Source organism: Pseudoalteromonas rubra, from assembly GCF_005887115.1.
GTDB lineage: Bacteria > Pseudomonadota > Gammaproteobacteria > Enterobacterales > Alteromonadaceae > Pseudoalteromonas > Pseudoalteromonas rubra_F.
Genome location: NZ_PNCJ01000008.1, coordinates 1 through 23,582 on the forward strand (window position 1 = coordinate 1; position 23,582 = coordinate 23,582).

Genomic DNA, 23,582 nt, shown 5'->3' on the forward strand with positions numbered 1-23,582 from the left:
GCCACTAGGACTGGTTGTTTATACTCTTACCATACTTTTTTTTAATTTATAAAAAGTAAGTGGCGTCCCCTAGGGGATTCGAACCCCTGTTACCGCCGTGAAAGGGCGGTGTCCTAGGCCTCTAGACGAAGGGGACACAATCATTTAGAAGCAGCATTCGAAGCCAGTTCCAAATATTATATCACTAGGACATTTACGCACTGAATTTGGTGGAGCTAGGCGGGATCGAACCGCCGACCTCTTGCATGCCATGCAAGCGCTCTCCCAGCTGAGCTATAGCCCCTCACCAACAGCAATGAAACTGTAACGCCACATCGCTGAGTGCGGGGCGCATTCTATGCATCACAGAAAACAAAGTCAACACCTTTCCTGCAAGTTTTTTCTAACTGCTGCAAAAACACCCCAAGAGGACAGAATATAAGCGAATTGAGCGGTTCAATCAATAGAAGTGCCTGTTTTTGCTTAATTTAAAACCAGCTATTCTCGATTATGCATATCCTTGTACTTGATCTCTCCGTATTTTAAACAAGGAGACCTAGACTGCCATTCAATTGGACACAGATAAAAGCCCTGGATATCCATTGGGCAACTCATTTCTTTGGCAAGCGGATTTCCATCCCGAAACAAATGCTTTTAACTTCCCCCTGCCCACCTTCCTGCCTAAAAACAGCACTCAACATCTTCACCACCCCGCCGGCCACTTTACCTGGCGGGCAATATATCGCTTATGCATATAATGAAGAGAAATACCTAAAAAACGAACACCTGAACACAAAAGAAGCATACAGATAAAAAATCAGGATTTTGTGTTGACTCCTTTGAAAGGAAACATATAATAGCGCCCCACAACGACACGGCAATGTGTTGTTGGTTTCGGATGTGGGTTGTTAGCTCAGTTGGGAGAGCATCGCCCTTACAAGGCGAGGGTCACTGGTTCAAGTCCAGTACAACCCACCACTAATTTGGTGAACTTGGTCGATGTAGCATCGCTTTAGTTTTCACCAAGATTTGGGGAAAGTCAGTATAGACATTCACATTTGACACAGCGTATTGGGTTGTTAGCTCAGTTGGGAGAGCATCGCCCTTACAAGGCGAGGGTCACTGGTTCAAGTCCAGTACAACCCACCATAATTCTATTGTCTATATAGAACAAAAGATTATGGATCAATACGCAAAAGTCAGAATAGTTATGGGTTGTTAGCTCAGTTGGGAGAGCATCGCCCTTACAAGGCGAGGGTCACTGGTTCAAGTCCAGTACAACCCACCATAACTAAAGACAAAATTTTAAGATGGGTTGTTAGCTCAGTTGGGAGAGCATCGCCCTTACAAGGCGAGGGTCACTGGTTCAAGTCCAGTACAACCCACCATTAATTTGGTGGGCCTGGTCGATGCAGCATCGCGCTCATTCTTACCAAGGCAAGGGTTCTGAATTAAAGTCAGTATAAACCACCATTTTAAAAACTAATTGCCAAAAAATACTCTGGGTTGTTAGCTCAGTTGGGAGAGCATCGCCCTTACAAGGCGAGGGTCACTGGTTCAAGTCCAGTACAACCCACCATTTCTTTTAGAGTATTGTTCCTGCATTTATGCATGGGTTGTTAGCTCAGTTGGGAGAGCATCGCCCTTACAAGGCGAGGGTCACTGGTTCAAGTCCAGTACAACCCACCATCACTTAAAAAATACCACAATCACTCACACTCTTTTATTTTTCGCTCTATCATCCGTGTTTTGGTCGCTGCGGCATCGCGCTCATTCTTACCAAGGCGAGGGTCACAGGTGTAAGTCCAGTACAACCCACCATCACTTAGATATCACAATAAGCCACACTCTTTTATTTTTCGCTCTATCATGCGTGTTTTGGTCGATGCGGCATCGCGCTCATCCAGAACAATGCCAGGTCCCCTACTTTCTCTGTATTCTTACCAAGCTTTTTAATCCTTATGTTTCAAAAGAAAAGATAAACGACTAGACTAAAAGCATTCCGAGTTTATTCCTTTAGCTTTCACTTTATGTCTGTTCAACCCTTTGTAAATGCAAAAATTTTGATCGTGGAAGAACAGCAACTGGCGCTGAGCTACATTAAACAGTCGCTGGACCAGCTGGCTTATAAAAACGTTCAGTTTGCCGAAAATGCCCAACTGGCAAAGGAAAGCTGTATCCATCATAAATTCGATTTGATTATCTGCTCGTTTGACCTAAGCAAGCGTCAAAATGGCTATCAGCTTTACGAAGAGCTACTAAAAAAGCGTCTGATCCGCCAAAGTACCGGGTTTATTTTTACCTCAGCCGAAACCAGCCCCGAACTGGTGCACAGTATTGTTGAGTTGCAGCCTGATGACTTTCTGGTAAAGCCTTTTAGCATTAAAGAGCTCAAAGCACGCATCGAGCGTGTTTTAAAGCGTAAGCGTAGTCTTAAAACGCTCTATAACCTGATTGACGACGAAAACTACTCTAAGGCACTCAAACTTATTAACTCAGAGCTTGAAAGCGGTGAGCACGCTTACAGCCCGATATTACTTAAGCTCAAAGGTGAAACACTGCTAAAGCTTAAACATTATGATGAAGCCAAACAGTTCTACCGCTCCATGCTCGAGTTACAAAAATTTACCTGGGCCAAGCTCGGCCTTGTGGAAACCTTAATTGCAAATAACGAAGACATGCTGGCGCAGAAAATGCTGAAATCCCTGATCGAAAAAAGCGAGACTCGTCTGGCTGCTTTGGATTTATTGTCTCGTCTGGAGCTTAAGCTTAACCAATTTGAGGAAGCACAAGCGTCGCTAGTACAGGCCTCACAGATTGCGCCACGCAATATTGAAAGGCAAAAGTCACTCAGTACAGTCGCACGCATCAATCATGATTATGAGTGCAGTTACAACGCACAAAAAGAAATCGCCAATTTTGCTCGCTTTTCGATGCACGATAGCCCTGAAGTTTATTTAAATGCCGCCCGTGCCGGGATTGATTTCGCACTCAGCACAGATCAACACGATCAGATCACCCGCCTGACCAGGCAGACCCAGCAGTACCTGAGCGATCTCAAAAAGCAGTTTCCCAATGCCAATAACCAGACTCAAATTGACGTGCTCAATGCTCGGTTACATTACCTCAAAGATGAGCATACCAAAGCGCGACAACTGATGGAGCAGCTGGAGGATGAGCCTCAGATCCGTTCTGTAGATGCAGCGTTAGACAAGGCGAAGGCGTTCCATGAGCTGGGGTTTCAGCACAAGGCGGAGGCGCTATTTGGCCAGATAATCACACACTGCGAGCGCCACCAACAGCAAGACGATCCCACTTTTATGCACCTGCTTCAGCAACAGCAAGATGAACGTCGTCATATCACAATGGGCCCCAAAGAACTCAATAACCATGCCGTAAAACAATTCCAGAAAGGGCAACTCGACGTCGCGCTGGAAGCCTTTACACAGGCCTTTAGAGTGATGCCTAAAAACGCCAGCATTGCGCTGAATCTATTGCAGTGTCTCGCGGATGCAACAGGAAAGAAAGCCGCTACGTTTAACTCAAACCTGGCGGCCAAATGCTACAAAACCCTGAGCGCAGCTCAGCTCGAGCCTGAACAGCAAGAGCGATTTGACAAACTACAGGCGCAACTAGAAGAAATGAATCTGGATTTCAGACCCTGACTGAACAGGAGTTGCTAAGCAAAAGCGATTAGTGTGTGCCCTCTTCTTGCTTTTTCAGTGCCAGCGCATTCACACAATAGCGCAATCCGCTGGGCTTAGGGCCATCTGGAAATACATGCCCAAGGTGAGCATCACACACATTACAGACTATCTCGACTCTGTCCATACCGTGCGATCTGTCTAGTCGGTATGCGACCGAATCTGCGCTGTGTGGTTGGGTGAAAGAAGGCCAGCCTGAACCACTATCAAACTTCTCATCCGCATCGAACAGGAGCTGATCACAGCAAGCACAGTGATATTTACCAGGGGAAAAAACGCTACAGCTTTGTGAACTGAATGGACGCTCAGTCCCGCGGTTTCGGGTAATATGAAATACAGAAGGTTCTAATATGGCTTGCCACTGCATCAGGTTTTTTTCAACCCGCCTGGGGGGCTGTGGGTTGCCATTATCTGCGAATTGCAGAATATCTCGCCAAGTCAACATGTCTCGTTCTCCGGTTGATGTAGAGTTACTCCATATTGGCAAACACTTAAGATTTGTCTTATTGTTATAGAGTGTCAAAAGCTAATCCGGATCAGATTAACGTTATATTTTTACGCCAGTATGAAAGCCACATTCGCCCTAATGTTTAGTTGTCAGCTCGTCAGCGTCAAGTCAATTATTTTCAGGTTCAGGCCAATCCCCAAAAAAACACGTTAAGTATCGACTTTTAAGTAAATACAAAATTACCCAAGAGACGAGTACCGCCTGAATAGCCAGATAAAAAGAGAATTGATAGTGCGCCTGAACAATTTGCATCCCCAGCCACGCCAAATCTAAGCAGGCAGCAAGCAACAAAGGCCAGCGCATATGACGCCAGACAACGGCAAGTTTCTGCGAGCTGGTTGGTCGGCGCAATGAAAACACAATGGTTGGCAACAGAGCCAAACTGGCAATTGAGACCGCCACAAAAAAGTGTTGCTTCGAATAGAAAAATAATGACATGAGGTCGAGATCCGGACGCCAGGTCAGCGCAGACATCAGCCACAGAAAAAACGGCCTGAGCAACACCAACAAGGTCAGATTAAATCCAACAGGCGTGCGATATACCCCGTATTTATCCCAGTACTCGGGCCCATACCCAGCCTGTAACTTGCTCATATCACTTCTCTTATTTGATGACGGGCTAATCAGCCCGCCTGTTGTTTATACCAATTTGCTTAATTAAGTGTTCTATTTTGAGGCGAGAAAATAAGGTCGATAACTAGGCAAAAATTTCGCTATTTAGTTGTTCTAAATGAGAGATTTTTAACACCGTTAGCGCCCTATTTGCTCCTTCAAATTGAACAGGTATTAAGTGAAATTGGTATTAGCCCTGATGTGAGTCAAGCAATGCAATCAGTGCTGCTTCATCCAGGATATCGATCCCAAGGTCTTGCGCCTTAGTTAGCTTAGACCCCGCTTTTTCGCCTGCAACCAGCGCATGAGTGTTTTTCGAGACACTGCCTGACACTTTGGCCCCGAGCGCCTGCAATCGCGCTTTAGCGTCGTTGCGGTTAAGCTGGCTCAGCGTCCCCGTCAGCACGTAAGTCAGGCCAGCCAGTGGCTGTTCACTTTCTGCTTTTGCCTCAATTTCAGGCCAGTGCAACCCTTGCTCAAGCAAGTCACTCACCACTTTTTGATTGTGTGGTTCACTGAAAAACGCATGAATATGCTGGGCAACGACGACACCCACATCACTCACTTCCTGTAGACTCTCAATGGAGGCATTCATCACCTTTTCAAGCGTCAGATAGTGATTTGCCAGGTTTTGTGCCGTAGCTTCGCCCACTTCGCGGATCCCAAGGGCATATAAAAACTTGGCCAAGGTCGTTTGTTTGGCCTCTTCAAGCGCGCCTACCAGGTTCTTGGCTGATTTAGGGCCCATGCGCTCCAATGACTCAAAATGGCCCTGACGCAGGGTAAACAATTCCGCAGGCGTGGTGATCAGTTCCCGCTCAACCAGTTGCTCAACAATCTTGTCGCCCAGTCCGTCGATGTCCAGTGCCTTACGCGACGCAAAGTGCTTTATCGCTTCTTTGCGTTGTGCGCGGCACACCAGACCACCGGTGCAACGCGCAACGGCTTCACCTTCAACTCGTTCAACGTGGGAATCACATACCGGACAGGTATCCGGGAAAGTGATATCGCGCGCACCTTCAGGCCTTTTTTCCAGTACCACCTGGGTGATCTGCGGGATCACATCACCGGCGCGTCGGATGATCACGGTATCGCCCACTTTGACACCCAGACGGTCGATTTCGTCACGGTTGTGCAAAGTCGCATTCGAGACGGTCACGCCGCCAACAAATACCGGCTCCAGCCGCGCAACCGGCGTGATGGCGCCGGTCCGGCCCACCTGAAACTCCACATCCAGCAACTGCGTTAATTCTTCCTGTGCCGGGAATTTAAATGCAATGGCCCAGCGTGGTGCACGCGCAACAAAGCCCAGCTGCTCCTGAAACGGTTTATTATCAACCTTGATTACCACGCCATCAATTTCATACGGCAACGCGTCACGCTCGGCCATAATGGCTTCGTAGTATTGATAAGCGGCACTCGCGCCTGTTACCCGCTTAGTTTGCGGGCACATGGGCAAGCCCCAGTCTTTTAACTGCTGCAATTGCGCATAATGGGTATCAGCCAGCTCAGCGCCCTGCACTACGCCCATAGAATAGGCGTAAAACATCAGCGGGCGTTTGGCGGTTATTTTAGGATCCAGCTGACGCAGGCTACCCGCCGCTGCGTTACGCGGGTTAGCAAAGGTTTTTTCATCACGCTTTGCTGCGGTTTCATTTAGTCGTGCAAAGCCGGCCTTGTCCATAAAGACTTCACCACGTACTTCCAGCTCAGCCGGAATATTGTCACCAAACAAACGCAGCGGAATGTTACGTATGGTTTTCACGTTTTCGGTGATATTTTCACCTACCTGACCATCACCACGGGTTGCGGCCTGAACCAGCATACCATCGCGGTAGAGAATAGACACGGCCAGACCATCCAGCTTTGGCTCGCAACAAAAATCCAGCTCGTCGTTGTGCAACAGGCGCTCTTTGATGCGACGATTAAAGGCATTGAACTCAGCCTCATCAAATGCATTGTCCAGAGACAACATAGGGACCTGGTGCGTAACCTGCTCAAATTTACTCAGCGCAGCACCTCCCACTTTCTGAGAGGGGGAGTCCGGGGTTAGATAGTCAGGGTGCTGGGTTTCCAGCTCAATCAGAGTGCGCATTACCCGATCATATTCGGCATCGGGTACAGAAGGCTGATCCAAGACATAGTATTGGTAGTTATAACTTTCCAACTGTTGTCTTAATTCATTGATTTGTTTGCTGATAGTTTCTGACATTACAACCTCTTAATAACACAAAAAGCCACGGACCTAAGTCCGTGGCTCTATCGCGTCTATGCCCGTAGGCAGTATTAACGCTTAAACGGTATATTCACGTACCTTTTCAACATAGGCACGGGTGGTATTCACAGTGAGTGGCTCACGATTGCTGTCCAGCACACTGGCACCAAATTCATCGGCCAACTTTTTCGCAGCGCTGTGAAGCATATTGAACGCCGCCATGCTGTCGCCTTCGCAAGGCAGCGTCATAAACAGGCTAACGCCTCCGGTGTTGAACTGTTCCATATTATCGATATCGAATGTGCCCGGGTTATACATATTTACTAACCGGAACAAGACTGGGCCATTACCGGATGACTCTACGTGGCGATTGAAAAAGCCTTCATCCGAGTACTTAAAGCCCAGGCTCAACACACTGGGCAACAGCTTAGAGCCTGCCATGGTCAGGCCTTCTGGCATGTCAATGTGCAAAATAATAAAGTCCTGCGGCGCAATCTCTTGCGGCGCTTGCTGCTCAGTGTCGGCCTGTTCCGCCGCCACCTCTGAGGCTTCTGTATGCTCTTCAGTCGACGTCGGCTCTTTGTCTTCATCGACGGCAGAAAAGCTCATTTCATCCAGTTGTGGTTCTTCCTCGCGCTGCGGCTGAGGCGCGGCTGCGGGCTTCTTGTTGGCTGCGGGGTTATCGGTGTCCTGGTTTTCTTTTTTTCTTACCGACCATAAGCCATGTATCAATAATCCACCAATGATCAGTGCACTGATCACGATTAATGCCCATCTTAATTCTGTGGCCATTGCTCACCTTTACTTATTATGCATGCGCCATTTGCACTGCTTGTTCTATGTCTACGGCAACCATACGTGAAACCCCGGGTTCCGCCATGGTTACCCCCGTCAGCCGGCCCGCCATTTCCATTGCGACTTTGTTGTGGCTGATGTAAATAAACTGCACCGTTTGCGACATTTCTTCGACCAGTCGGCAGAAGCGTCCAACGTTCGCATCGTCCAGCGGTGCATCTACTTCATCCAGCATACAAAAAGGAGCCGGATTTAGTCTAAATATTGAAAATACCAATGATAATGCGGTCAGGGCTTTTTCTCCACCACTTAACAGATGAATTGTCGAGTTTTTCTTACCCGGCGGTCTTGCCATGATGGTTACACCGCTTTCTAACAGATCATCACTGGTCAATTCCAGGTAGGCACTGCCACCGCCAAATACTTTGGGAAACAGCTCCGCCAGGTCCTGATTAACCTGATCAAAAGTAGTTTTAAAACGGCTACGTGTCTCGCGGTCTATCTTACGAATGGCGCCTTCCAGCGTGTCAAGTGCCGCGCTGAGATCTTCCAGTTGTTCATCAAGATAGCGCTTACGCTGCTGTGCCTCATCAAATTCTTCAATCGCTGCAAGGTTAACTGCACCGAGCAAACTCAGCTGCTGTCCAATCCGAGTCAGCTTGCCCTGATGACTGCTGGCCTGCGCATCTTCCGGAAGCTGTGCTAATACTTCTTTAAGTGTCTGACGAAGCTCAGTTAAGGGTTCAAGTGCAGCTTGCGCCTTCACCATCAGGCTTTGCTCCTGCAGTGCTAACTGCTGGCGTTGCTCTTTGAGCTGCGCGCTTTGTGTCTGGGCATCTTTGAGTGCCAGCTGCTTGTCCGCGAGTTGCTGTTTTGCTTCACTCAGCTTTGCAGCCGTTTCCTTTGCTGCCTGCTCCAGTTCAGTATAACGGATCAGCAGCTCGGTTTGCTGTTGCTCCAGCTCGACTCCGGGCTCATCGCAGCTGCTTAGTTGCTGCTGTACCTGAGCCTGCGCCTCAGTGCCCTGCTTCAAACTTTGCGCCAGGTGGCTGAGTTTGGTCTGACCCAGTTGTGCATCACTTTGCGCCTGTTGAAGCTTCATTTTGGCCTGATGGTACTGCTGCTGAATGTCGCGCTGCTGCTGTTGCTGGTGCTGATGTGCCCGTTTGAGTGCTTCAAGGGATTCGTTTTGCTGATTCAACTGCTGTTGTAACTGCTCCTGTGCTTCCTCGGCTTGCCAAAGGGTCTGTTCACTTTCTTCGAGCTGAGCCACCAGCAGTTCACTTTGCTCATCCAGCTCACGTTGATTGCCTTCAAGCTGGCTGCTTTGTTGCTGCCAACTGACTTGCTGAGCGAGTAACATATCCACCCGGGTCTGGCTGCTGGCCACCTGTTTGGCCGCCTCATGGACCGCTTGCTTGTTCGCTTCGAGCTGCTGCGAGCACTGTTCCACTGACGAATTCAAGGGGCTTAACGCCGCCTCCAGCTCACTCAGCTGCGCTTCAATTTCCGGCAATGCGGCCTTGTGAGCCCGCAGCTCACTGTAATGGGCCAGCAAACTTCCAGACTGTCCCTCTTCCTCCTGCACCAGCCAGTTACCGCCATACAAATTCCCCTCGTTATCAATAGCGGCAAAGAATGGTAGACGCGCATTGAACTGGCGAGCCTCTCCCAGCCATTCGATCTGATTTAGAAAGTCCGGGTAAATCTCAGAGTGAATGAGGGTCGCTACACTGTCCGGCGTTTTTTCATCGACCTGAGCTGCCCAGATACGATTGACGTAGTCTTGTTTGGTGATCCGAAGCGATCCAAGCCCCAGCATGGCGCGCTCTACAATCGCTTCCAGACCTGGCTCAACTCTCAGTACACTGAGCAATGGTTCACCTGGCGCGTCCTGACTGTCACCTTGCTGAGCATGGGTGAGCTTTTCCAGCGCCTGAACCTGGGCCTGCGCCTGTCCAAGCCTGACTTGTTGCGTCTGAAGCTTTTGCTGCAATGCCGCTTTTGCCTCGCTCAGGCGCTGCAACTCAGTGCTAAGGCGCTGGTTTTCCTGTTGCGAAATGGCCATGGTATGCACCAGTTCCTGATGCGCTTTTTGTTGCTGCGTCAGCGCCTCGTCAGGGTTCTGTGTACTATGCTGCGCCAGCTGTTGCGCCAGCTGTTCCTGCCGCTGCATCAGGTGCTGTTGTTGTTGTGTCATCCTTTGTACTGCCAGGTGGCACTGCTGAGTATGTTGGCGTGCCCTATCCAGTGCCTGCTGTGTCGCCTGATCCGCCGCTTCGTGTGCTTGCACTTGTTGCGCTTTTTCATCGATCAGTAATTCACTTTCAGCCAGCTTTTCGGCACTGATCTGCGTTGCTTCCTCATGCACTTCACATTGCTCAGCAAGCTCTGCGCAATGTTGCTGTTGTTGTTCATATAGCGCCTGAGCCTGCGCAATTTCTTCGCTCAACTGAATTTGTTTATCTGCCAGTTCACGGCGTTTTTCGCTCAGGTGGATCTTCTGCTGTTCAATGCGCGTTAGCTGGGTTTGTGTGTTGTGAAGTTGCTGCTGTAATTCAGCCTGCGCATCACTGAAGTGGGTCACCTGCTGCTCAAAGCTTGCCAGTACATCGTCATGTCCGCCATGGGCTTGCTCTAAAAAAGTCAGTTTGCCGTTTAACTTAGCTATCTGGCTGGTTTTTTCCCGCTGCTTGGTATGCAGTTCCTGCCATTTTAGCACTGCCAGCTGGCCTTTCAGGGTGCGTTCCTGAGCCTTAAGATCACGGTACTGACGTGCAGCCTCGGCCTGTTTAGCCAATCTGTCGAGCTGATTTTGCAGCTCCTGACGCATATCCAGCAGACGTTCCAGATTTTCTCTGGTGCTTTTGATCCGCGTCTGAGTTTCCCGACGACGCTCTTTATACTTGGACACCCCGGCGGCTTCTTCCAAAAAGATGCGTAATTCCTGCGGTTTGCTCTCTATCAGACGCGAGATCATCCCCTGCTCAATGATGGCATAACTGCGCGGACCCAGGCCAGTGCCAAGGAAAATATCGGTAATGTCACGTTTACGGCATTTACTGCCATTGAGAAAGTACAGTGACTGACCGTCCCGAGTCACCAGCCGCTTAATTGCAACCTGAGTACGATCTGCCATAGAGCCGGGCAAACGCCCCTGAGTGTTGTCAAAGAGCAGCTCTACAGAGGCCTGGGATACCGGCTTACGATGAGTCGAGCCATTGAAGATCACGTCCGTCATGGCATCGCCACGCAGGTTTTTAGCGGAGCTTTCCCCCAGCACCCAACGCACGGCATCGATCACGTTGGACTTGCCACACCCATTAGGGCCAACAACACAGGTCATAGGCTCCGGGAAAGGGATTTTAGTCGGCTCTACAAAGGATTTAAAACCGGCTAGTTTAATGCTGCTCAGGCGCATAAAAACAACAGCCTAATGACAAACGCAATAGTTCAAGGTCAGTCTACCTTACCCATGGCGTTTCATGTTATCAAGGATGATCCCCGTGGCCATCGCCACATTCAGCGACTCCGCACCGCCAAAAGCCGGGATAGTAATGGGCTGGTTAATATGCTCAGCTACGGCAGCGCTGATACCATGCGATTCGCTGCCCATCACCAAAATACCTCGCGTGGCAAATGAAATAGTATGCACGCTTTGACCTTCCAGAAACGCCCCATAAATCGGCCCATCGTAGGCTTTTAGCAGCGCGCATAAATCGGTTCTGATCACCTCAACCCGGGCAAAAGAGCCCATAGTTGCACTGATCACTTTGGGGTTAAGGTGGTCGGCACAGTGTTCACTGAGCACAATCTGGCGCAAACCATACCAGTCCGCAACACGAATAATGGTGCCCAAGTTGCCGGGGTCGGAGACGCCGTCCAGCGCCAGGACCAGCCCTTGGGTATTCAACTCAGCTTGCGGCTCTGTCTCAGCAATGGCAATGGCTGCATTGTTACTGACCAGAGTACTGACTTTACTCAGCTCGGCCTCATCACACGTCACTACTTCATGATTATTCAACAGCAACTGATGGTCGGCAATAAACTCCGCAGTGGCAAAGATCTGTTTCACCGGCTTGCCCGCGCTCAGCAGCTCCTGCACATTTTTGGCACCCTGTACCAGGTATTGGCCATATTGTTTACGATATTTTTTTTGCGCCAGAGCGCGGAGCAGCTTTTGTTGATTTTTCGACAGCATACCTACCTCATTGGTTTACCCGCGAAGTATAACCGCAATATCACAGAAAAGGCAGAGTCATCCATCTGCTTGCTTGCCAAAGCGCCATTGCACGCCTTAAAATAGGGACTTCTTCATATCTATAAGTTGTATTTATGTCCATTGAACTCCAGGTCATCCTGCTCAACGTCATTATTTTATGCCTGGCCTACTTTGTCATTTATCCGCGTTACGCTGGTAATGATTTAAAAAAGGTCTCGATTCAGGATTTGATAGCGACCGCCGTTTCGCTGGCTATTGTCGGCTCTGTCTACTATGACTCAGGATTATCTTTTTCTTTGGTCTTATTTGAGGTGAACTGGGCCTGGTTTACCGTGATTTCCTTTACCCTGATTGAACTGCCGTTGTGTTACTGGTATGCCAAACGTCACGGCGTTAAATTTCCTGAGTAGTACCCACTTCACTTAATACATATTCAATTTATAGGGGCAAATTGGTATAAAAAAGGCACCCTCAGGTGCCTTGGCGTTAATTTACATTAACTTTAGGAAATAAATCGGTTGGACTATGTTGAGCTGATTGGTATTACCGTTCACTGTGGTGCAGCACAGATACCACAATGTCATTAAAGTGTTCAGCCGGGCGCAGCTGATTAACTGAACGACCACCTACTTTTATCAACTCCACCAAATCAAAGTAGCCACAGATCCGGCCTGTTTCAGGTGCGGTTACCAGCAAGTAATCAAGGCCATGTGCTTCCATGGTCACTAGTACATCACCAGAGCGCGCTGTACGCAGATCGGTCAGACTTATCTGTTTGAGTGTTTTAAGCGGCAGCATAACGTCGCTGACAACAAGATCGCTGCGCTGACAGCCGCGCAACTGAGCTTCTTTTAAGATATGTCGACTGCCCAGTCGGGCCTGGGAAATGATCCCCAGCAATACGCCATCCTGAGCCACAAACATGGAGGCCACATGAGTTTTGTTCAGTACCAGCGTGGCATCATCAACACTGGTATCCAGGTCCAGATACACTGCACTCTGGCCATCCAGATTGTGCATATACTTTTGTGCCGATACCGACAGGCGATCAAGCCCATTCTCTTCAGCTGCACTCAGTAAGGGGTTGGCCTGGACAGGAACATCAGCAGTCACATCAAGCGCATTCAGTCTGTTAAACGTATTCATTATTCACCTCTGTTTCGGGAATATACCAATGCGATTAAACACCTGGCCAAGCAAAGATAAATCAACCCCGGCAATAACACGCTGGGTTTATACGCTCTCACTTGGCGAGAAGTCTTTACGCATGGGTCATTGCCAGCTACTTGCCACAAGCAGCGCTGACATTAAGCACATCACGGCACAGCCTATCAGGCGTGCAAAATTCAAATATAAAAATGCGTATATTAGGCTGAAACAGGTGGGGCTCTGATCCCCTGATGATAGTAAGTAAGCGGGTGGTATAAGCGGACGCTATCCGGGAAATTGCGAGCTGGCTGCACATTTTCCAGATTGGCAGAGCCTGGCATTGGAATGTCGGAGTCGCAGTCTAGCTTATCTTCGTCAGGGTCAGATAAAAGCTCTACCAGTTGCGCAGTTTTGACTGACGCACTGTTGCCGGCGGCGTTCACTGTCAGTGACACCATCAGACACAATGCTAATAACCAAAAACGCGATTGCATGAGCAAACTCCCCGAGGACGATAATTTGAATGTATAGGCAAGCAAGTGCGGTTTCAACCAGCAAAGCGCAATAATCTGTAAATTTATTTCTCCTAACCCCAGAGTGCACCAGATCCATTTTGCCGGGTTAACGGGAAACCTTCGCAAAGACAATAAGATGGCAAGGCGTGCACAATTTGTTACTCAACAGGCTGCCATTTTTTGTCGACCTGACCTTATAATGGGCATAAAACTTTAAATACAGAGGTATTTCAATGCAACTGACCAAAGGTATGGAGTATTTTGTCGCGGGCTTTTCCTTACTGAGCCAAAAAGGACTTAAACGCTTTGTATTTATTCCTTTGCTTATCAATGTGTTGCTATTTGGCGGCTCGTTGTTTTTCCTGTATGACTGGCTGACACAAGGCTTTGCCTACCTGAATGAATTACTGCCTGACTGGCTAAGCTGGCTGGAATGGTTAATGTGGCCCATTGCCGTGCTAGTGATTTTATTCAGTTACAGCATGGTGTTTACTGTTATCACCAACTTTATTGCAGCGCCATTTAATGGCTTGTTATCCGAAAAAGTCGAACTACATCTGACCGGACAAAAAATTAACGATGATGGCTTCGCCGATTTAGTAAAAGATGTGCCGCGCATGCTGGGCCGAGAATGGAGCAAGCTGGTTTACTACCTGCCGCGTGCTATCGGCTTTTTCATCCTGCTGTGGATGCTCCCCTTCATTGGCCAGATACTCTGGGTGTTGTTTTCTTGCTGGATGTACAATGTGCAGTACAACGACTACCCCTTCGATAACCACAAAATCTCTTTCAAACAGATGAAAGACACTTTAAAAGCAAATCAGGGCTTGTCTTATGGTTTTGGGTTTGCAGTCATGGTATTAACCAGCATTCCGATTGTTAATCTGATTGTGATGCCGGCGGCGGTGTGTGGCGCAACCAAACTGTGGGTCGAGAATTACCGCACCCAATTTCGCGATTAGCCACGCGCATTTTACTCTTGGGCACAGATGCTGCCCAAGAGGCTAGTTTGCCTTTTCTCCTAACGGCAAACTGACCGTCACCTCGGTGCCTCTTTGCTCATCGGTGTTAAATTCTATCTGGCCCTGCTGCGCTTCGGCGAGCAGTTTGGCGGTGTAAGTACCCACACCTGCTCTGTCAGGCTTACCATAAGTCACAAATTTATCGAAAAAACGCGTTCTGACATCGTCCGGCACCGGATCGGGGTTTTGGATGATCACCGTGAGTTGCTGCTCAGCAGGTTGCGCACTGATGGTGACCAACGGTTTTGTATTCACGGCTTCCAATGCGTTGGTGATAAGATTATGAAATAAGGTGTAACACAGCGCAGGCTCACCAAAAAACAGTAAATCCTTAGACACCACAGTACGCAGCTGAACTTTAGATTCTTCAACCAACGGGGCCAAGTCTTCCAGTACAGCTTCTATGACTTTGTGCAAAGGGTGAGTGACCGGATTGAGGCGGTACTCATTGGCTTCAATTTTTGCCAACGCTGACATACTGTCCATAGCGTGCTGAAGCCGTAAACAGCTATGCTGAATAAAGCTAAGATAACGCCTGGCACGCTCCGGGTCTTTAATGTGCCTGGCCAACATCGCCGTTGAACTGCGAATATCCGACACAGGTTTGGCAAGATTGGTCTGCGTCAGACTGTCAAACTCATCTCGCAATCTTGCATTGTCCAGCATGGCGTCTATCTGTGCGCGCATCAGACGATTCGATTCTATATTACGGCAGTGCGCTCGCACCCGGGATTTAACCACCGATGGGTTGGCCGGCTTGGTAATATAGTCGACCGCCCCCAGTTCAAGCCCTCGCACAACGTGCTCAGTTTGCTCCAGCGCGGTAAGAAAAATCACGGTAATATGTTGGGTGTGGGGGTCGCCTTTAAGGCGACGGCAGACCTCCAGCCCATCCATACCCGGCATCATAATATCCAGTAAAACCAGATCAGGTTGCGGCTCTGCAGCGCAGATCTGCAAAGCCTTTGCACCGCTCAACGCCGCTTTGACTTTGTATTCTTTACGCAGTACATCACCGATGATTTTAATATTGTCTGCCACATCATCAACCACCAGCACTTGAATAGGCTGCTCTACAACGGTGTCTTCTTCGCTCATTTCTCCATGATAGGGCCTGACCGGCTTATTGAGTGCCCGGCGCAGGCGCTCCAACATAATTTTGCTGGAAAAGGGTTTGACCACATATTCAGACACACCACATTTGATGGCCTGCAACACCTGAGATTGCTGAATGGACGTGGCAGTCATGACAAAAGGAATCGCTGCAGTGCGTGGATTTTTTCTGACTTCTTTCAGCAAGTCGATACCCGCGAGCTTGGGCAACATCCAGTCGGCGATTATGAGATGGATATCCTGATATTGCAGCTTATCCAGTGCGTCTGCACCATTGGGGCTCTGTAGCACATTGACTCGCCCAAGGCCCGTAACAATGTTGGCCACCATAGAACGAATGGTTTCGTGCGCCTCAACAACCAGGATAGTCATAGTGGTTACTGCACTGCCATTATCCATTCTTCTCTCCTAAAGCTCATTACCTCACCATGAGGCTTGGCACAGTTAAGGTGTTGCAAGGTCAGAAAATTTATTTGCTATTATTGTGCACAGGTTTCTAATATCTGTCTAACATTTGTACAACGACTCAATGGACCAGCCAACAGGCCAACGCTATGCCAGTCACTTCTGTCTCATGCACGACCCGACCAACGCGCAGGGGGTTAGCACTCACTGTTAGTTTAGCGGTGAAATGGCTCTTATGTGCTTTATTCGCACAAAAAGTGCTGGCTACCACCCTCAAGATTGAAAATATCGCCACCTATAACGGCTTGAATACACCGCAGATCTACGCCGTGAGCAAAGATCAGCAAGGGTTTATGTGGTTTGGCAGCGCCGATGGCATTAAGCGCTACGATGGCTATCAGTTCAGTAATTTTAATCATAACCCGGACGACCCCAGCTCGCTGTCTGCTGACAGTGTCAGTGTGTTACTGTTTGATAGCCGTGGCCGTTTATGGGCCGGTACCTGGGGCGGTGGCCTGAATCTGTTTTTAGGCGCACAGCAAGGGTTTAAGCATTTTCGCCATGACCCCAACAACCCGCAGTCTCTGGGGGCGGACAAAGTACAGGCGCTGTTCGAAAGTCAGGATGGCAGCCTGTGGGTTGGCACCAATGGCGGGGGGCTCAATCGTCTCAACACAGATGGCAGCGGATTCGAGCGTTTTGTCCATGATCAGGACAACCCAACGAGTCTTGGCAACAACCGGGTGTGGAGTATTACCGAAGCGCAGGATGGTGCTATCTGGTGTGCCACCTCTGACGGGCTTTACCGACTCGACCGCCAAAGTGGCCAGTTCAGCGCATTTAAGGTTGCCCCGCAGTCATTGGATCATCCAGAAGTCCGACAAGTCTCTGTAGCTGCCGATGGCCAGCTCTGGGTGGCCACCCGCACCAGCTTTGGTCGCTTTGACCCGGATGCTGAACAGTTCCATACCTATCAGCTCAATGATCACAGCCTGCCCAGTGTATCCAGCTTGCTGCACCATCAGGGCGATATTCTGCTGTCGACCTTTGCGGGTATCTACCGCTTTTCTCCATTACAGGAGAAATTTATACCCACTGCACAGGACGGCAAGCTGGCTTTACTACAAAACCGAGATGTGCGCCAGGTGTTAATTGATCAGACTGGGCTGATGTGGGCCGCAACGCGCTATTCCGGCGTCATAAAAGTGTTTCCTCATCCACCCGCCTTTAAAGCCTGGCATCACTTTTTGGCAGGCCAGCAGCTCTCCGGGCTATTTAATCAGGTGCTCAGTATGGCGCAAGCCATTGAAGGCGGTGTTTGGCTTGGTACCGGTCGTGGCTTAGTGCATTTTGATGGTCACGGGCAATTTACCCCGTTCGCGTCACCCGAGGAACTAACCGGCGACTATCGCCTCAGAGTCCACCATCTCAATCGAGATGGTGAAGGTCAGCTGTATGCAGGCACCAACTTTGGCCTGTTTAAGGTCGATGAACTTAATCGCACTTTAACGCCCTTTATGCCAGCCGGAGTGCGAGAGGGCTCACCCGTCGATTATATCAATTTTGATGCTCAGGGGTGGGTGTGGCTGATTATTGCTGGTGAACGCAGAGTCACGCGCTGGCACCCACCAAGCGGCGAAGTACAATACTTCCTGCCCAATACGGACCCGACTTTTGTGCTGTTCGACAGTGATGAGCAAGTCTGGATAGGCAGCGATGGGGATGGCCTGTTTCGTCTCAGCTCGGACTTAGCGCAAACACATCACTACTTACCCGATAATACCCCCACCAGTCTGGATGGCCGCCACATTAATCAGGGCATTCAGAGTGGCCGTTACCTCTGGTTTGCCAGTAATAATGGAATAACCCGTTATACACTGGATGGAGGGCAGTTTAAGCGTTTTAGTAACACCACATCACAGGCCAATTTCGCAGTGAAATCCATTGTCGCCGATGAACTGGGATTGCTGTGGCTGGCAACCTCTGGCGGCGTCTTTCAACTTGATCCGCTCAGTGGGATCTTTCATCAGTTTACAACCCATGACGGACTGGGCAACAACCACTTTCTGGCGCGCTCGTTTATCACCTATGATGAACAGATCCTGTTTGGCAGCATAGATGGTATCACCGGGTTTAATCCACTCACGGTCTACGTCAATATTTCCCCACCGCCACTGGTTTTTACCCATGCTGAGCGCGATGGGGAACGAATTAACAAACTCGATAGTGGTATTGAGTTTACACATAGGGACAGAAACCTGACCGTCTACTTTGCCGCGCTCGATTACCATGCCACAGAAGATAACCGCTATCGCTATAAGTTGCTGGGGCACGATGCACAGTGGAGCACAATCACAGATACACCCCGTGCCAGTTACCGCTCACTTCCACCTGGCGAATATGTACTGCAGGTTGTGGGGAGCAATAACCATGGTGTCTGGAATGATACGCCTATTGGCTTACCTATCATTTCTCTGCCCGCCTGGTATGAAACCCTGTGGTTTAAAGTGCTGCTGCCTGCTGTGCTCATCATCTCGATAGTGACCATAGTGCATATCAGGGAGCGCAGGCTGCGCCTGGCCAGCTTAAAGCTGGAGCAAAAGGTCGCACAACGCACTCAGGATCTGGTGGTATTAGGCGAAGTGGGTAAAGAAGTGGCGGCAACCTACGACATGAAAGTTATTTGCGAAACCATTTATCAGCACCTCAAGCAAACCCTGCCCTGTGAGTTTTGTGCGGTGGGCATTTATCACCAAGATCAGCAGTACATAGACTATATATACGCCGTGCAGGATGATGAGCCGTTTTCAGCGCTGATAAGCAAACTAAACACCAGCCGGGGCGCCGATGTGTACTGTGTCAAAGAGGCCACTCAGGTTTATGCTGCCAGCCCGCAAGACTGGCAAAAACTGGCGTTAGAGGCCGCTGACAACCTTCATGGCACTGCCACACAAACTGTATTTTGTGCTCCGCTGATAGTCGATGGTGAGGTACTGGGCGTATTTACCCTGCAATTTAACCATCAGCACGCGCTCACCCGGGCACAGCGCGCGATATTGCGTGTCGTTGCCAATCACCTCGCTGTGGCTCTGGCCAACTCCTTATCCTATGGCGAACTCAAAGAAGCTGAACAGCGGCTGGAGCTGGCGATGTCGGGGGCCAATGCCGGCACCTGGGAATGGGATATCAGTAGTGGGCAACTGATCACTAACGATGTCTGGTCAGAAATGCTGGGCTACCAGTGCGATGAGTTGGAACAGCTTTACGGTCCCAGCATTGCACGCTGGCACCAGCTCATTCACCCGGACGACCTCAGTGCCACTGAGGATGCATTATTGGCCCATGCGCGTGGTGAAAGCGATACCTTTCGCCATGAAATGCGCATGAAATGTGCCGATGGGAGCTGGAAGTGGATCCTCAGTATTGGTCGCAGCGTGGTCGCCAAACATGGTCCGGGTGGCAAGGAAGTGTTTGGTATTCATATGGATATCAGCGACGCCAAAGCGCTGCAAGTGGCGCTGCAAAAAGCCAAAGATAAAGCGGAAAGCGCCACCCAGGCTAAGTCCGACTTTTTATCGAATATGTCCCATGAGATCCGTACTCCTATGAACGCCATCATAGGTATGAGCTATCTGGCCCTGCAAACCGCTTTGGATCGTCAGCAGCGTAATTATGTCGAGAAAATTAATCGCAGTGCCGAGTCGCTCCTTGGGATCATCAATGACATTCTCGATTTTTCTAAAATTGAAGCGGGTCGGCTCGATATTGAGGCCATTGAGTTTGATCTGGAAGAAACTCTGACTCAGAGCGTAGACCTTATGGCCATCAAGGCCCGGGAAAAGGACATTGAGCTTTGTGTGATGCTGGATCCGGGGATCCCAGCACGTCTGGTAGGCGATCCGCTGCGGATCTCACAGATATTATTAAACTTAGGCAGTAATGCGATTAAGTTCACCGATAAGGGCGGTGATGTGATCATCGATGTGTCGCCACAGGCAGGCGACAAAGATACCCTCACACTGGCATTTGCGGTTATAGACACCGGTATTGGCATGACCGATGAACAGCAGCAAAAACTCTTTAAATCCTTTAGCCAGGCGGATACCTCAACGACACGTAAATACGGAGGAACAGGCCTGGGGCTGGCGATTTGTAAAAAGCTGGTTGAGCTGATGGGCGGTCAGATCAGCTGCCAGAGTATTTCCGGTGAAGGCAGTACCTTTGCTTTTGATATTGTGGTGCGGCTATGCGATAACAGCGATATCCGTTTACCTGAGTTATCCGTTCAGCACGCGGTGATCCTGGATGACAATCAGTACGCTGCAACCACCCTCAAACGCTACCTGCATGTTTTTGGGATCAGCGCAGAGGCCGTCAACCGGGACACCTTTGCCCCTGATGCATCAATCATCACGAGTGCCCAGTGTATTCTGGCGGACAGTCGTAGTCTGGATATCTTACCCGACTCACTGCGCGCAAAACTCCCCGTCATCCTGTTAAATCATGGCGGGGATATGACACAAAACGAGGTCAGTTATACCCTGTCAAAGCCGGTTTTTCCCAAGCCACTTGCCGCCTGTCTGCTTAGCCTGTTTGGCGACCCAAGCACCTGCGAGCAACACGATACGAGTGCCGACGAACACCCCAACTCTGTCGCGGGCGCACATTTACTGTTGGTTGAAGATAACGACCTTAATCAGGAACTGGCCATTGCCTTATTAGAAAAAAATGGCATTGAGGTTGATGTAGCTGAGCACGGCCAACAAGCACTGGAGATGCTGCACCAGCGTGACTACGATGGTGTGCTCATGGACTGCCAGATGCCGGTGATGGACGGCTACAGCGCAACCGAAGCCATCCGCCAGCAGCCCAGGTGGCAGCAGCTGCCGGTCATTGCCATGACCGCCAGTGTGATGCTGGATAACCGTCAAAAAGCGCTGGAATGCGGCATGAACGACATCATTGAAAAACCCCTGAACCCGCGCAAAATGTTTGCTACGCTCGCCCGCTGGATAACCCCGACCCGGCCTGCAGATATCCCAGCCACCAGCGAACAGACATTGCCAGCATCCACGGATGCATCGAAAGACTTAGCTGCGATAGCCGGGCTGGATACCCAGACGGGGCTCGCCATCAGCGAAGGCGACACAGCGCTGTACACAAAGCTGCTGGGACGATTTTGTGATAAACAGGCGCAATTTGAACAAGCCTTTGTCGAAGCCCAGTCACACACGGACACAGATCCACAGGGCCCGATGCGGTGCGCCCATACACTCAAAGGCAGCGCTGGTAATATCGGGGCTGTTCAGGTGGCACAGCTGGCCGCTGAGTTAGAAACCGCCTGTGCCAACAATGCACCGATACAAGCCATAATGGATGAGCTACTACCCTGCCTAACTGCACTGATTGATGCAATGACGCTGGCACTGGATAAGTCGCGGGACATAGACCCTTCCAGCGAGGCAGGTCATTCAGAAAACGCACATCAGAACATTGATATAACGGCTTTACTGGCTGAACTCAAAGCACTGATCAGTGATTCTGATATGGATGCCAGCGACCGGGCTGATACATTACTGGAGGCGTTAAGCAGCACATCCCAGCAACCACTCGCTGAGCAACTATTTAACCAGATTGAGGATTTTGATTTTGATGGCGCAGAAGAGACTTTGACGGCGCTTGAACAACAACTGCCAAACTGAATTTCGGGTGTGCAGTTGCCCAACGTCATGCTCAGCGCTCCACTCTATGCCAGGTTGTGACATCGCCGCGCTCAGAGACGAGCACGAATTGATTGGCAGTGGTACTTTTCACCTTAAACTGAACCTGGTGCTCAACAGACGAGAAGTTGAGCGTTTCAGTCACCGTGAGCATTTCACCTTCCAGTCTCCAGGTGCCCGTTATCTTGTTTCTGTGTGCTTCCCCGAATCCAGCAGAAAAAGAAGCCTCTTCGACAATACACGTTCGCTGCGCGTTTTCAAAAAACTCACAAACCTGAGTAGTTCTGAGGTTCGAGCCGTCATAAGTCATCGTCCACACACCTAGTAGTTTACTCGTCAAAGGCACATCAACACCGACTGTCTGACAACCAGAAAGTATAAGCAACACTGGCAATATAAACCTAACACTCATTGATACTTTTCCTGTGAACTAAAGTCAGGCTTTCGCTGGCCTCAGGTGGTTCAAAATACTGGCTCACCTGATAGAACACCGCTTCGGTATCAAAGTGTGCCCGCGCTGGCTGTTCAACCTGGCGCTTGGCCAGTTGGGAAAGGCATTGCTCATCACTGACATCCAAATAATACAGCTGATGCGAGGCTCGTACCGCTTCGCTCAGCTCAACAAACCAGACACGCTGTCGCCGGGTGTTGGCCGGAAAATCCATCACCACATTCAGCCCCAGCCGCAACAGGCTTTGCACATGCGCTTTAATAAAAGGTTTGATTAGCCGAGATTTCTCGATGTAATCATCGAAGGTTTGGATTTGGCCCGGGTAATGCGCCGCCAGCCAGTCATCCTCAGACAGCACCACCGCCTGATGCTCCTGAGCCAGTTTGCGCGACAGGGTGGATTTGCCCGCCCCCATTTTGCCGCATAGATAATAGAGTGTGCCATCCGGTCAACCCTGATCAAAGCTAATATCGACAGGGCCGGTTTTTGTGGATCATCACTTTGACCCACTGAATGCATGTGGATTTATTATGTCAGGTTCAATAAAAGATCTTGGATACGACTTTATATGGAACTAATATAGAAACAGCTTTGTAAGACGCTGGTAATGGACTTGCGTATCCGGTCAGGACTAATACAACATGTCAGTCAATATAACTGAAAACCAGTGGGATGAGGCAATTGCGCAAAGTGAAGCAGATCCTGATTTAATCTATGCCAAATCGGTGTTTTTTAACCAGTCAGAGCAAGAGATACTAAAGCGCTTTCAAATCAATTTTATTGAGCGTGCAGATGAACTCAGGTTTATGCCGGCCAATTTACTGATGGCCTGTTTGCCCTATTTTATTCGCTTTATCGTCACGTGCAGGCACGACGCATTCGATAAACCGGCAATAGCCGATTGTTTTCTGACCTTATTAGAAGGCAAGCTAAGTGACGATACCGTCAACACCATAGAACTCTTACATCAAAGTAGAGAGGCGTTGCTTTTTATCTCGAACAGGCTGGACGAATTTAATACCGACCCCGATATTTACGGTGATTTACAGCCACGGCTGCGCTATTTAATCGCGCTGCTGTGATGAAAAGGCTCAACATCAGAGGCCATTTTCGTTTTTTGAGTGGAATTTGGCTGAAACTGGAATAAGCGACAGTCAACAAAACTGCCGCCG

15 protein-coding genes, 8 tRNA genes and 1 pseudogene are annotated in these 23,582 nt (G+C 49.6%); 11 read left to right on the forward strand and 13 right to left on the reverse strand.

The genetic code is table 11. The features are described 5' to 3' along the window. Positions 1-60: 60 nt before the first annotated feature. Positions 61-136: transfer RNA gene (locus CWB98_RS04970), tRNA-Glu, on the reverse strand. A gap of 71 nt (positions 137-207) precedes the next feature. Next, positions 208-283: transfer RNA gene (locus CWB98_RS04975), tRNA-Ala, on the reverse strand. 598 nt (positions 284-881) lie between these two features. Between CWB98_RS04975 and CWB98_RS04980 the strand changes: the two genes are divergently transcribed. From CWB98_RS04980 to CWB98_RS05010, 7 genes are all read left to right on the forward strand, one after another. Continuing rightward, positions 882-957 (forward strand) — tRNA-Val (locus CWB98_RS04980). A gap of 95 nt (positions 958-1,052) precedes the next feature. Then, positions 1,053-1,128: transfer RNA gene (locus CWB98_RS04985), tRNA-Val, on the forward strand. A gap of 63 nt (positions 1,129-1,191) precedes the next feature. Beyond that, positions 1,192-1,267, forward strand: a tRNA-Val gene (locus tag CWB98_RS04990). Between the two features lie 24 nt (positions 1,268-1,291). Continuing rightward, a tRNA-Val gene (locus CWB98_RS04995) sits at positions 1,292-1,367 on the forward strand. 115 nt (positions 1,368-1,482) lie between these two features. After that, a tRNA-Val gene (locus CWB98_RS05000) sits at positions 1,483-1,558 on the forward strand. A gap of 34 nt (positions 1,559-1,592) precedes the next feature. Further along, positions 1,593-1,668: transfer RNA gene (locus tag CWB98_RS05005), tRNA-Val, on the forward strand. A gap of 341 nt (positions 1,669-2,009) precedes the next feature. Continuing rightward, complete coding sequence (locus CWB98_RS05010) at positions 2,010-3,644, forward strand: response regulator (RefSeq protein ID WP_138543866.1); 1,635 nt, start codon at positions 2,010-2,012, stop codon at positions 3,642-3,644. 28 nt (positions 3,645-3,672) lie between these two features. On the opposite strand, the gene msrB is transcribed toward CWB98_RS05010, so the two are convergent. From msrB to CWB98_RS05040, 6 genes are all read right to left on the reverse strand, one after another. Continuing rightward, entirely contained in the window at positions 3,673-4,128 is a 456-nt protein-coding gene (gene msrB / locus CWB98_RS05015; RefSeq protein ID WP_138543867.1) for a peptide-methionine (R)-S-oxide reductase MsrB, read from the reverse strand. 171 nt (positions 4,129-4,299) lie between these two features. Continuing rightward, positions 4,300-4,785: a DUF2919 family protein gene (locus tag CWB98_RS05020; protein ID WP_138543868.1), complete on the reverse strand. Its 486-nt coding sequence runs from the start codon at positions 4,783-4,785 to the stop codon at positions 4,300-4,302. A 208-nt stretch (positions 4,786-4,993) separates the two neighbouring features. Continuing rightward, entirely contained in the window at positions 4,994-7,015 is a 2,022-nt protein-coding gene (ligA, locus tag CWB98_RS05025) for an NAD-dependent DNA ligase LigA (protein ID WP_138543869.1), read from the reverse strand. Positions 7,016-7,096: 81 nt separating this feature from the next. Beyond that, the gene (gene zipA, locus CWB98_RS05030; protein ID WP_138543870.1) at positions 7,097-7,810 is read right to left on the reverse strand and encodes a cell division protein ZipA; all 714 of its coding nucleotides are present in this window, start codon (positions 7,808-7,810) and stop codon (positions 7,097-7,099) included. A 16-nt stretch (positions 7,811-7,826) separates the two neighbouring features. Next, a complete protein-coding gene (locus CWB98_RS05035; protein ID WP_138543871.1) occupies positions 7,827-11,234 on the reverse strand; it encodes an AAA family ATPase in 3,408 nt (1,135 codons plus the stop codon). A gap of 48 nt (positions 11,235-11,282) precedes the next feature. Next, positions 11,283-12,014, reverse strand: coding sequence for a TrmH family RNA methyltransferase (locus tag CWB98_RS05040; RefSeq protein WP_138543872.1), 732 nt, complete (start codon positions 12,012-12,014; stop codon positions 11,283-11,285). Positions 12,015-12,148: 134 nt separating this feature from the next. On the opposite strand from CWB98_RS05040, the gene CWB98_RS05045 reads away from it, so the two are divergent. Further along, entirely contained in the window at positions 12,149-12,445 is a 297-nt protein-coding gene (locus tag CWB98_RS05045; protein ID WP_138543873.1) for a hypothetical protein, read from the forward strand. A gap of 133 nt (positions 12,446-12,578) precedes the next feature. On the opposite strand, the gene CWB98_RS05050 is transcribed toward CWB98_RS05045, so the two are convergent. Together CWB98_RS05050 and CWB98_RS05055 are read right to left on the reverse strand one after the other, a co-directional pair. Then, complete coding sequence (locus CWB98_RS05050; RefSeq protein WP_138543874.1) at positions 12,579-13,181, reverse strand: hypothetical protein; 603 nt, start codon at positions 13,179-13,181, stop codon at positions 12,579-12,581. A gap of 221 nt (positions 13,182-13,402) precedes the next feature. Further along, positions 13,403-13,678, reverse strand: coding sequence for a hypothetical protein (locus CWB98_RS05055; protein ID WP_138543875.1), 276 nt, complete (start codon positions 13,676-13,678; stop codon positions 13,403-13,405). A gap of 254 nt (positions 13,679-13,932) precedes the next feature. Between CWB98_RS05055 and cysZ the strand changes: the two genes are divergently transcribed. Then, positions 13,933-14,661 carry a sulfate transporter CysZ gene (cysZ, locus tag CWB98_RS05060; RefSeq protein WP_138543876.1) on the forward strand — a complete coding sequence of 243 codons (729 nt, stop codon included), beginning with the start codon at positions 13,933-13,935 and terminating at the stop codon, positions 14,659-14,661. Between the two features lie 42 nt (positions 14,662-14,703). Here cysZ and CWB98_RS05065 read toward each other — a convergent pair whose 3' ends face one another. Then, on the reverse strand, positions 14,704-16,233 hold the full coding sequence (locus CWB98_RS05065) for a response regulator (protein WP_138543877.1): 1,530 nt from the start codon (positions 16,231-16,233) through the stop codon (positions 14,704-14,706). Positions 16,234-16,460: 227 nt separating this feature from the next. On the opposite strand from CWB98_RS05065, the gene CWB98_RS05070 reads away from it, so the two are divergent. Beyond that, the gene (locus tag CWB98_RS05070) at positions 16,461-21,941 is read left to right on the forward strand and encodes a response regulator (protein WP_171045588.1); all 5,481 of its coding nucleotides are present in this window, start codon (positions 16,461-16,463) and stop codon (positions 21,939-21,941) included. 31 nt (positions 21,942-21,972) lie between these two features. Here the strand turns inward: CWB98_RS05070 and CWB98_RS05075 are convergent, their stop codons facing one another. Next, positions 21,973-22,371 (reverse strand): hypothetical protein, encoded by a 399-nt coding sequence (locus CWB98_RS05075; protein ID WP_138543879.1) that lies wholly within the window; start codon positions 22,369-22,371, stop codon positions 21,973-21,975. Further along, positions 22,361-22,834, reverse strand: a pseudogene (locus tag CWB98_RS05080) (AAA family ATPase); the annotation flags it as partial. The pseudogene CWB98_RS05080 and the gene CWB98_RS05075, both read right to left, overlap by 11 nt. A gap of 217 nt (positions 22,835-23,051) precedes the next feature. Between CWB98_RS05080 and CWB98_RS05085 the strand changes: the two are divergent. Beyond that, on the forward strand, positions 23,052-23,492 hold the full coding sequence (locus CWB98_RS05085) for a hypothetical protein (protein ID WP_138543881.1): 441 nt from the start codon (positions 23,052-23,054) through the stop codon (positions 23,490-23,492). Positions 23,493-23,582: the final 90 nt, after the last annotated feature.

Coding starts and splice junctions, on each gene's coding strand:
- CWB98_RS05035 (WP_138543871.1), bottom strand. CDS start 11,234: ATGCGCCTGAGCAGCATTAAACTAGCCGGTTTTAAATCCTTTGTAGAG.
- CWB98_RS05040 (WP_138543872.1), bottom strand. CDS start 12,014: ATGCTGTCGAAAAATCAACAAAAGCTGCTCCGCGCTCTGGCGCAAAAA.
- CWB98_RS05055 (WP_138543875.1), bottom strand. CDS start 13,678: ATGCAATCGCGTTTTTGGTTATTAGCATTGTGTCTGATGGTGTCACTG.
- CWB98_RS05020 (WP_138543868.1), bottom strand. CDS start 4,785: ATGAGCAAGTTACAGGCTGGGTATGGGCCCGAGTACTGGGATAAATAC.
- CWB98_RS05050 (WP_138543874.1), bottom strand. CDS start 13,181: ATGAATACGTTTAACAGACTGAATGCGCTTGATGTGACTGCTGATGTT.
- CWB98_RS05045 (WP_138543873.1), top strand. CDS start 12,149: ATGTCCATTGAACTCCAGGTCATCCTGCTCAACGTCATTATTTTATGC.
- zipA (WP_138543870.1), bottom strand. CDS start 7,810: ATGGCCACAGAATTAAGATGGGCATTAATCGTGATCAGTGCACTGATC.
- msrB (WP_138543867.1), bottom strand. CDS start 4,128: ATGTTGACTTGGCGAGATATTCTGCAATTCGCAGATAATGGCAACCCA.
- cysZ (WP_138543876.1), top strand. CDS start 13,933: ATGCAACTGACCAAAGGTATGGAGTATTTTGTCGCGGGCTTTTCCTTA.
- CWB98_RS05075 (WP_138543879.1), bottom strand. CDS start 22,371: ATGAGTGTTAGGTTTATATTGCCAGTGTTGCTTATACTTTCTGGTTGT.
- CWB98_RS05065 (WP_138543877.1), bottom strand. CDS start 16,233: ATGGATAATGGCAGTGCAGTAACCACTATGACTATCCTGGTTGTTGAG.
- ligA (WP_138543869.1), bottom strand. CDS start 7,015: ATGTCAGAAACTATCAGCAAACAAATCAATGAATTAAGACAACAGTTG.
- CWB98_RS05085 (WP_138543881.1), top strand. CDS start 23,052: ATGTCAGTCAATATAACTGAAAACCAGTGGGATGAGGCAATTGCGCAA.
- CWB98_RS05010 (WP_138543866.1), top strand. CDS start 2,010: ATGTCTGTTCAACCCTTTGTAAATGCAAAAATTTTGATCGTGGAAGAA.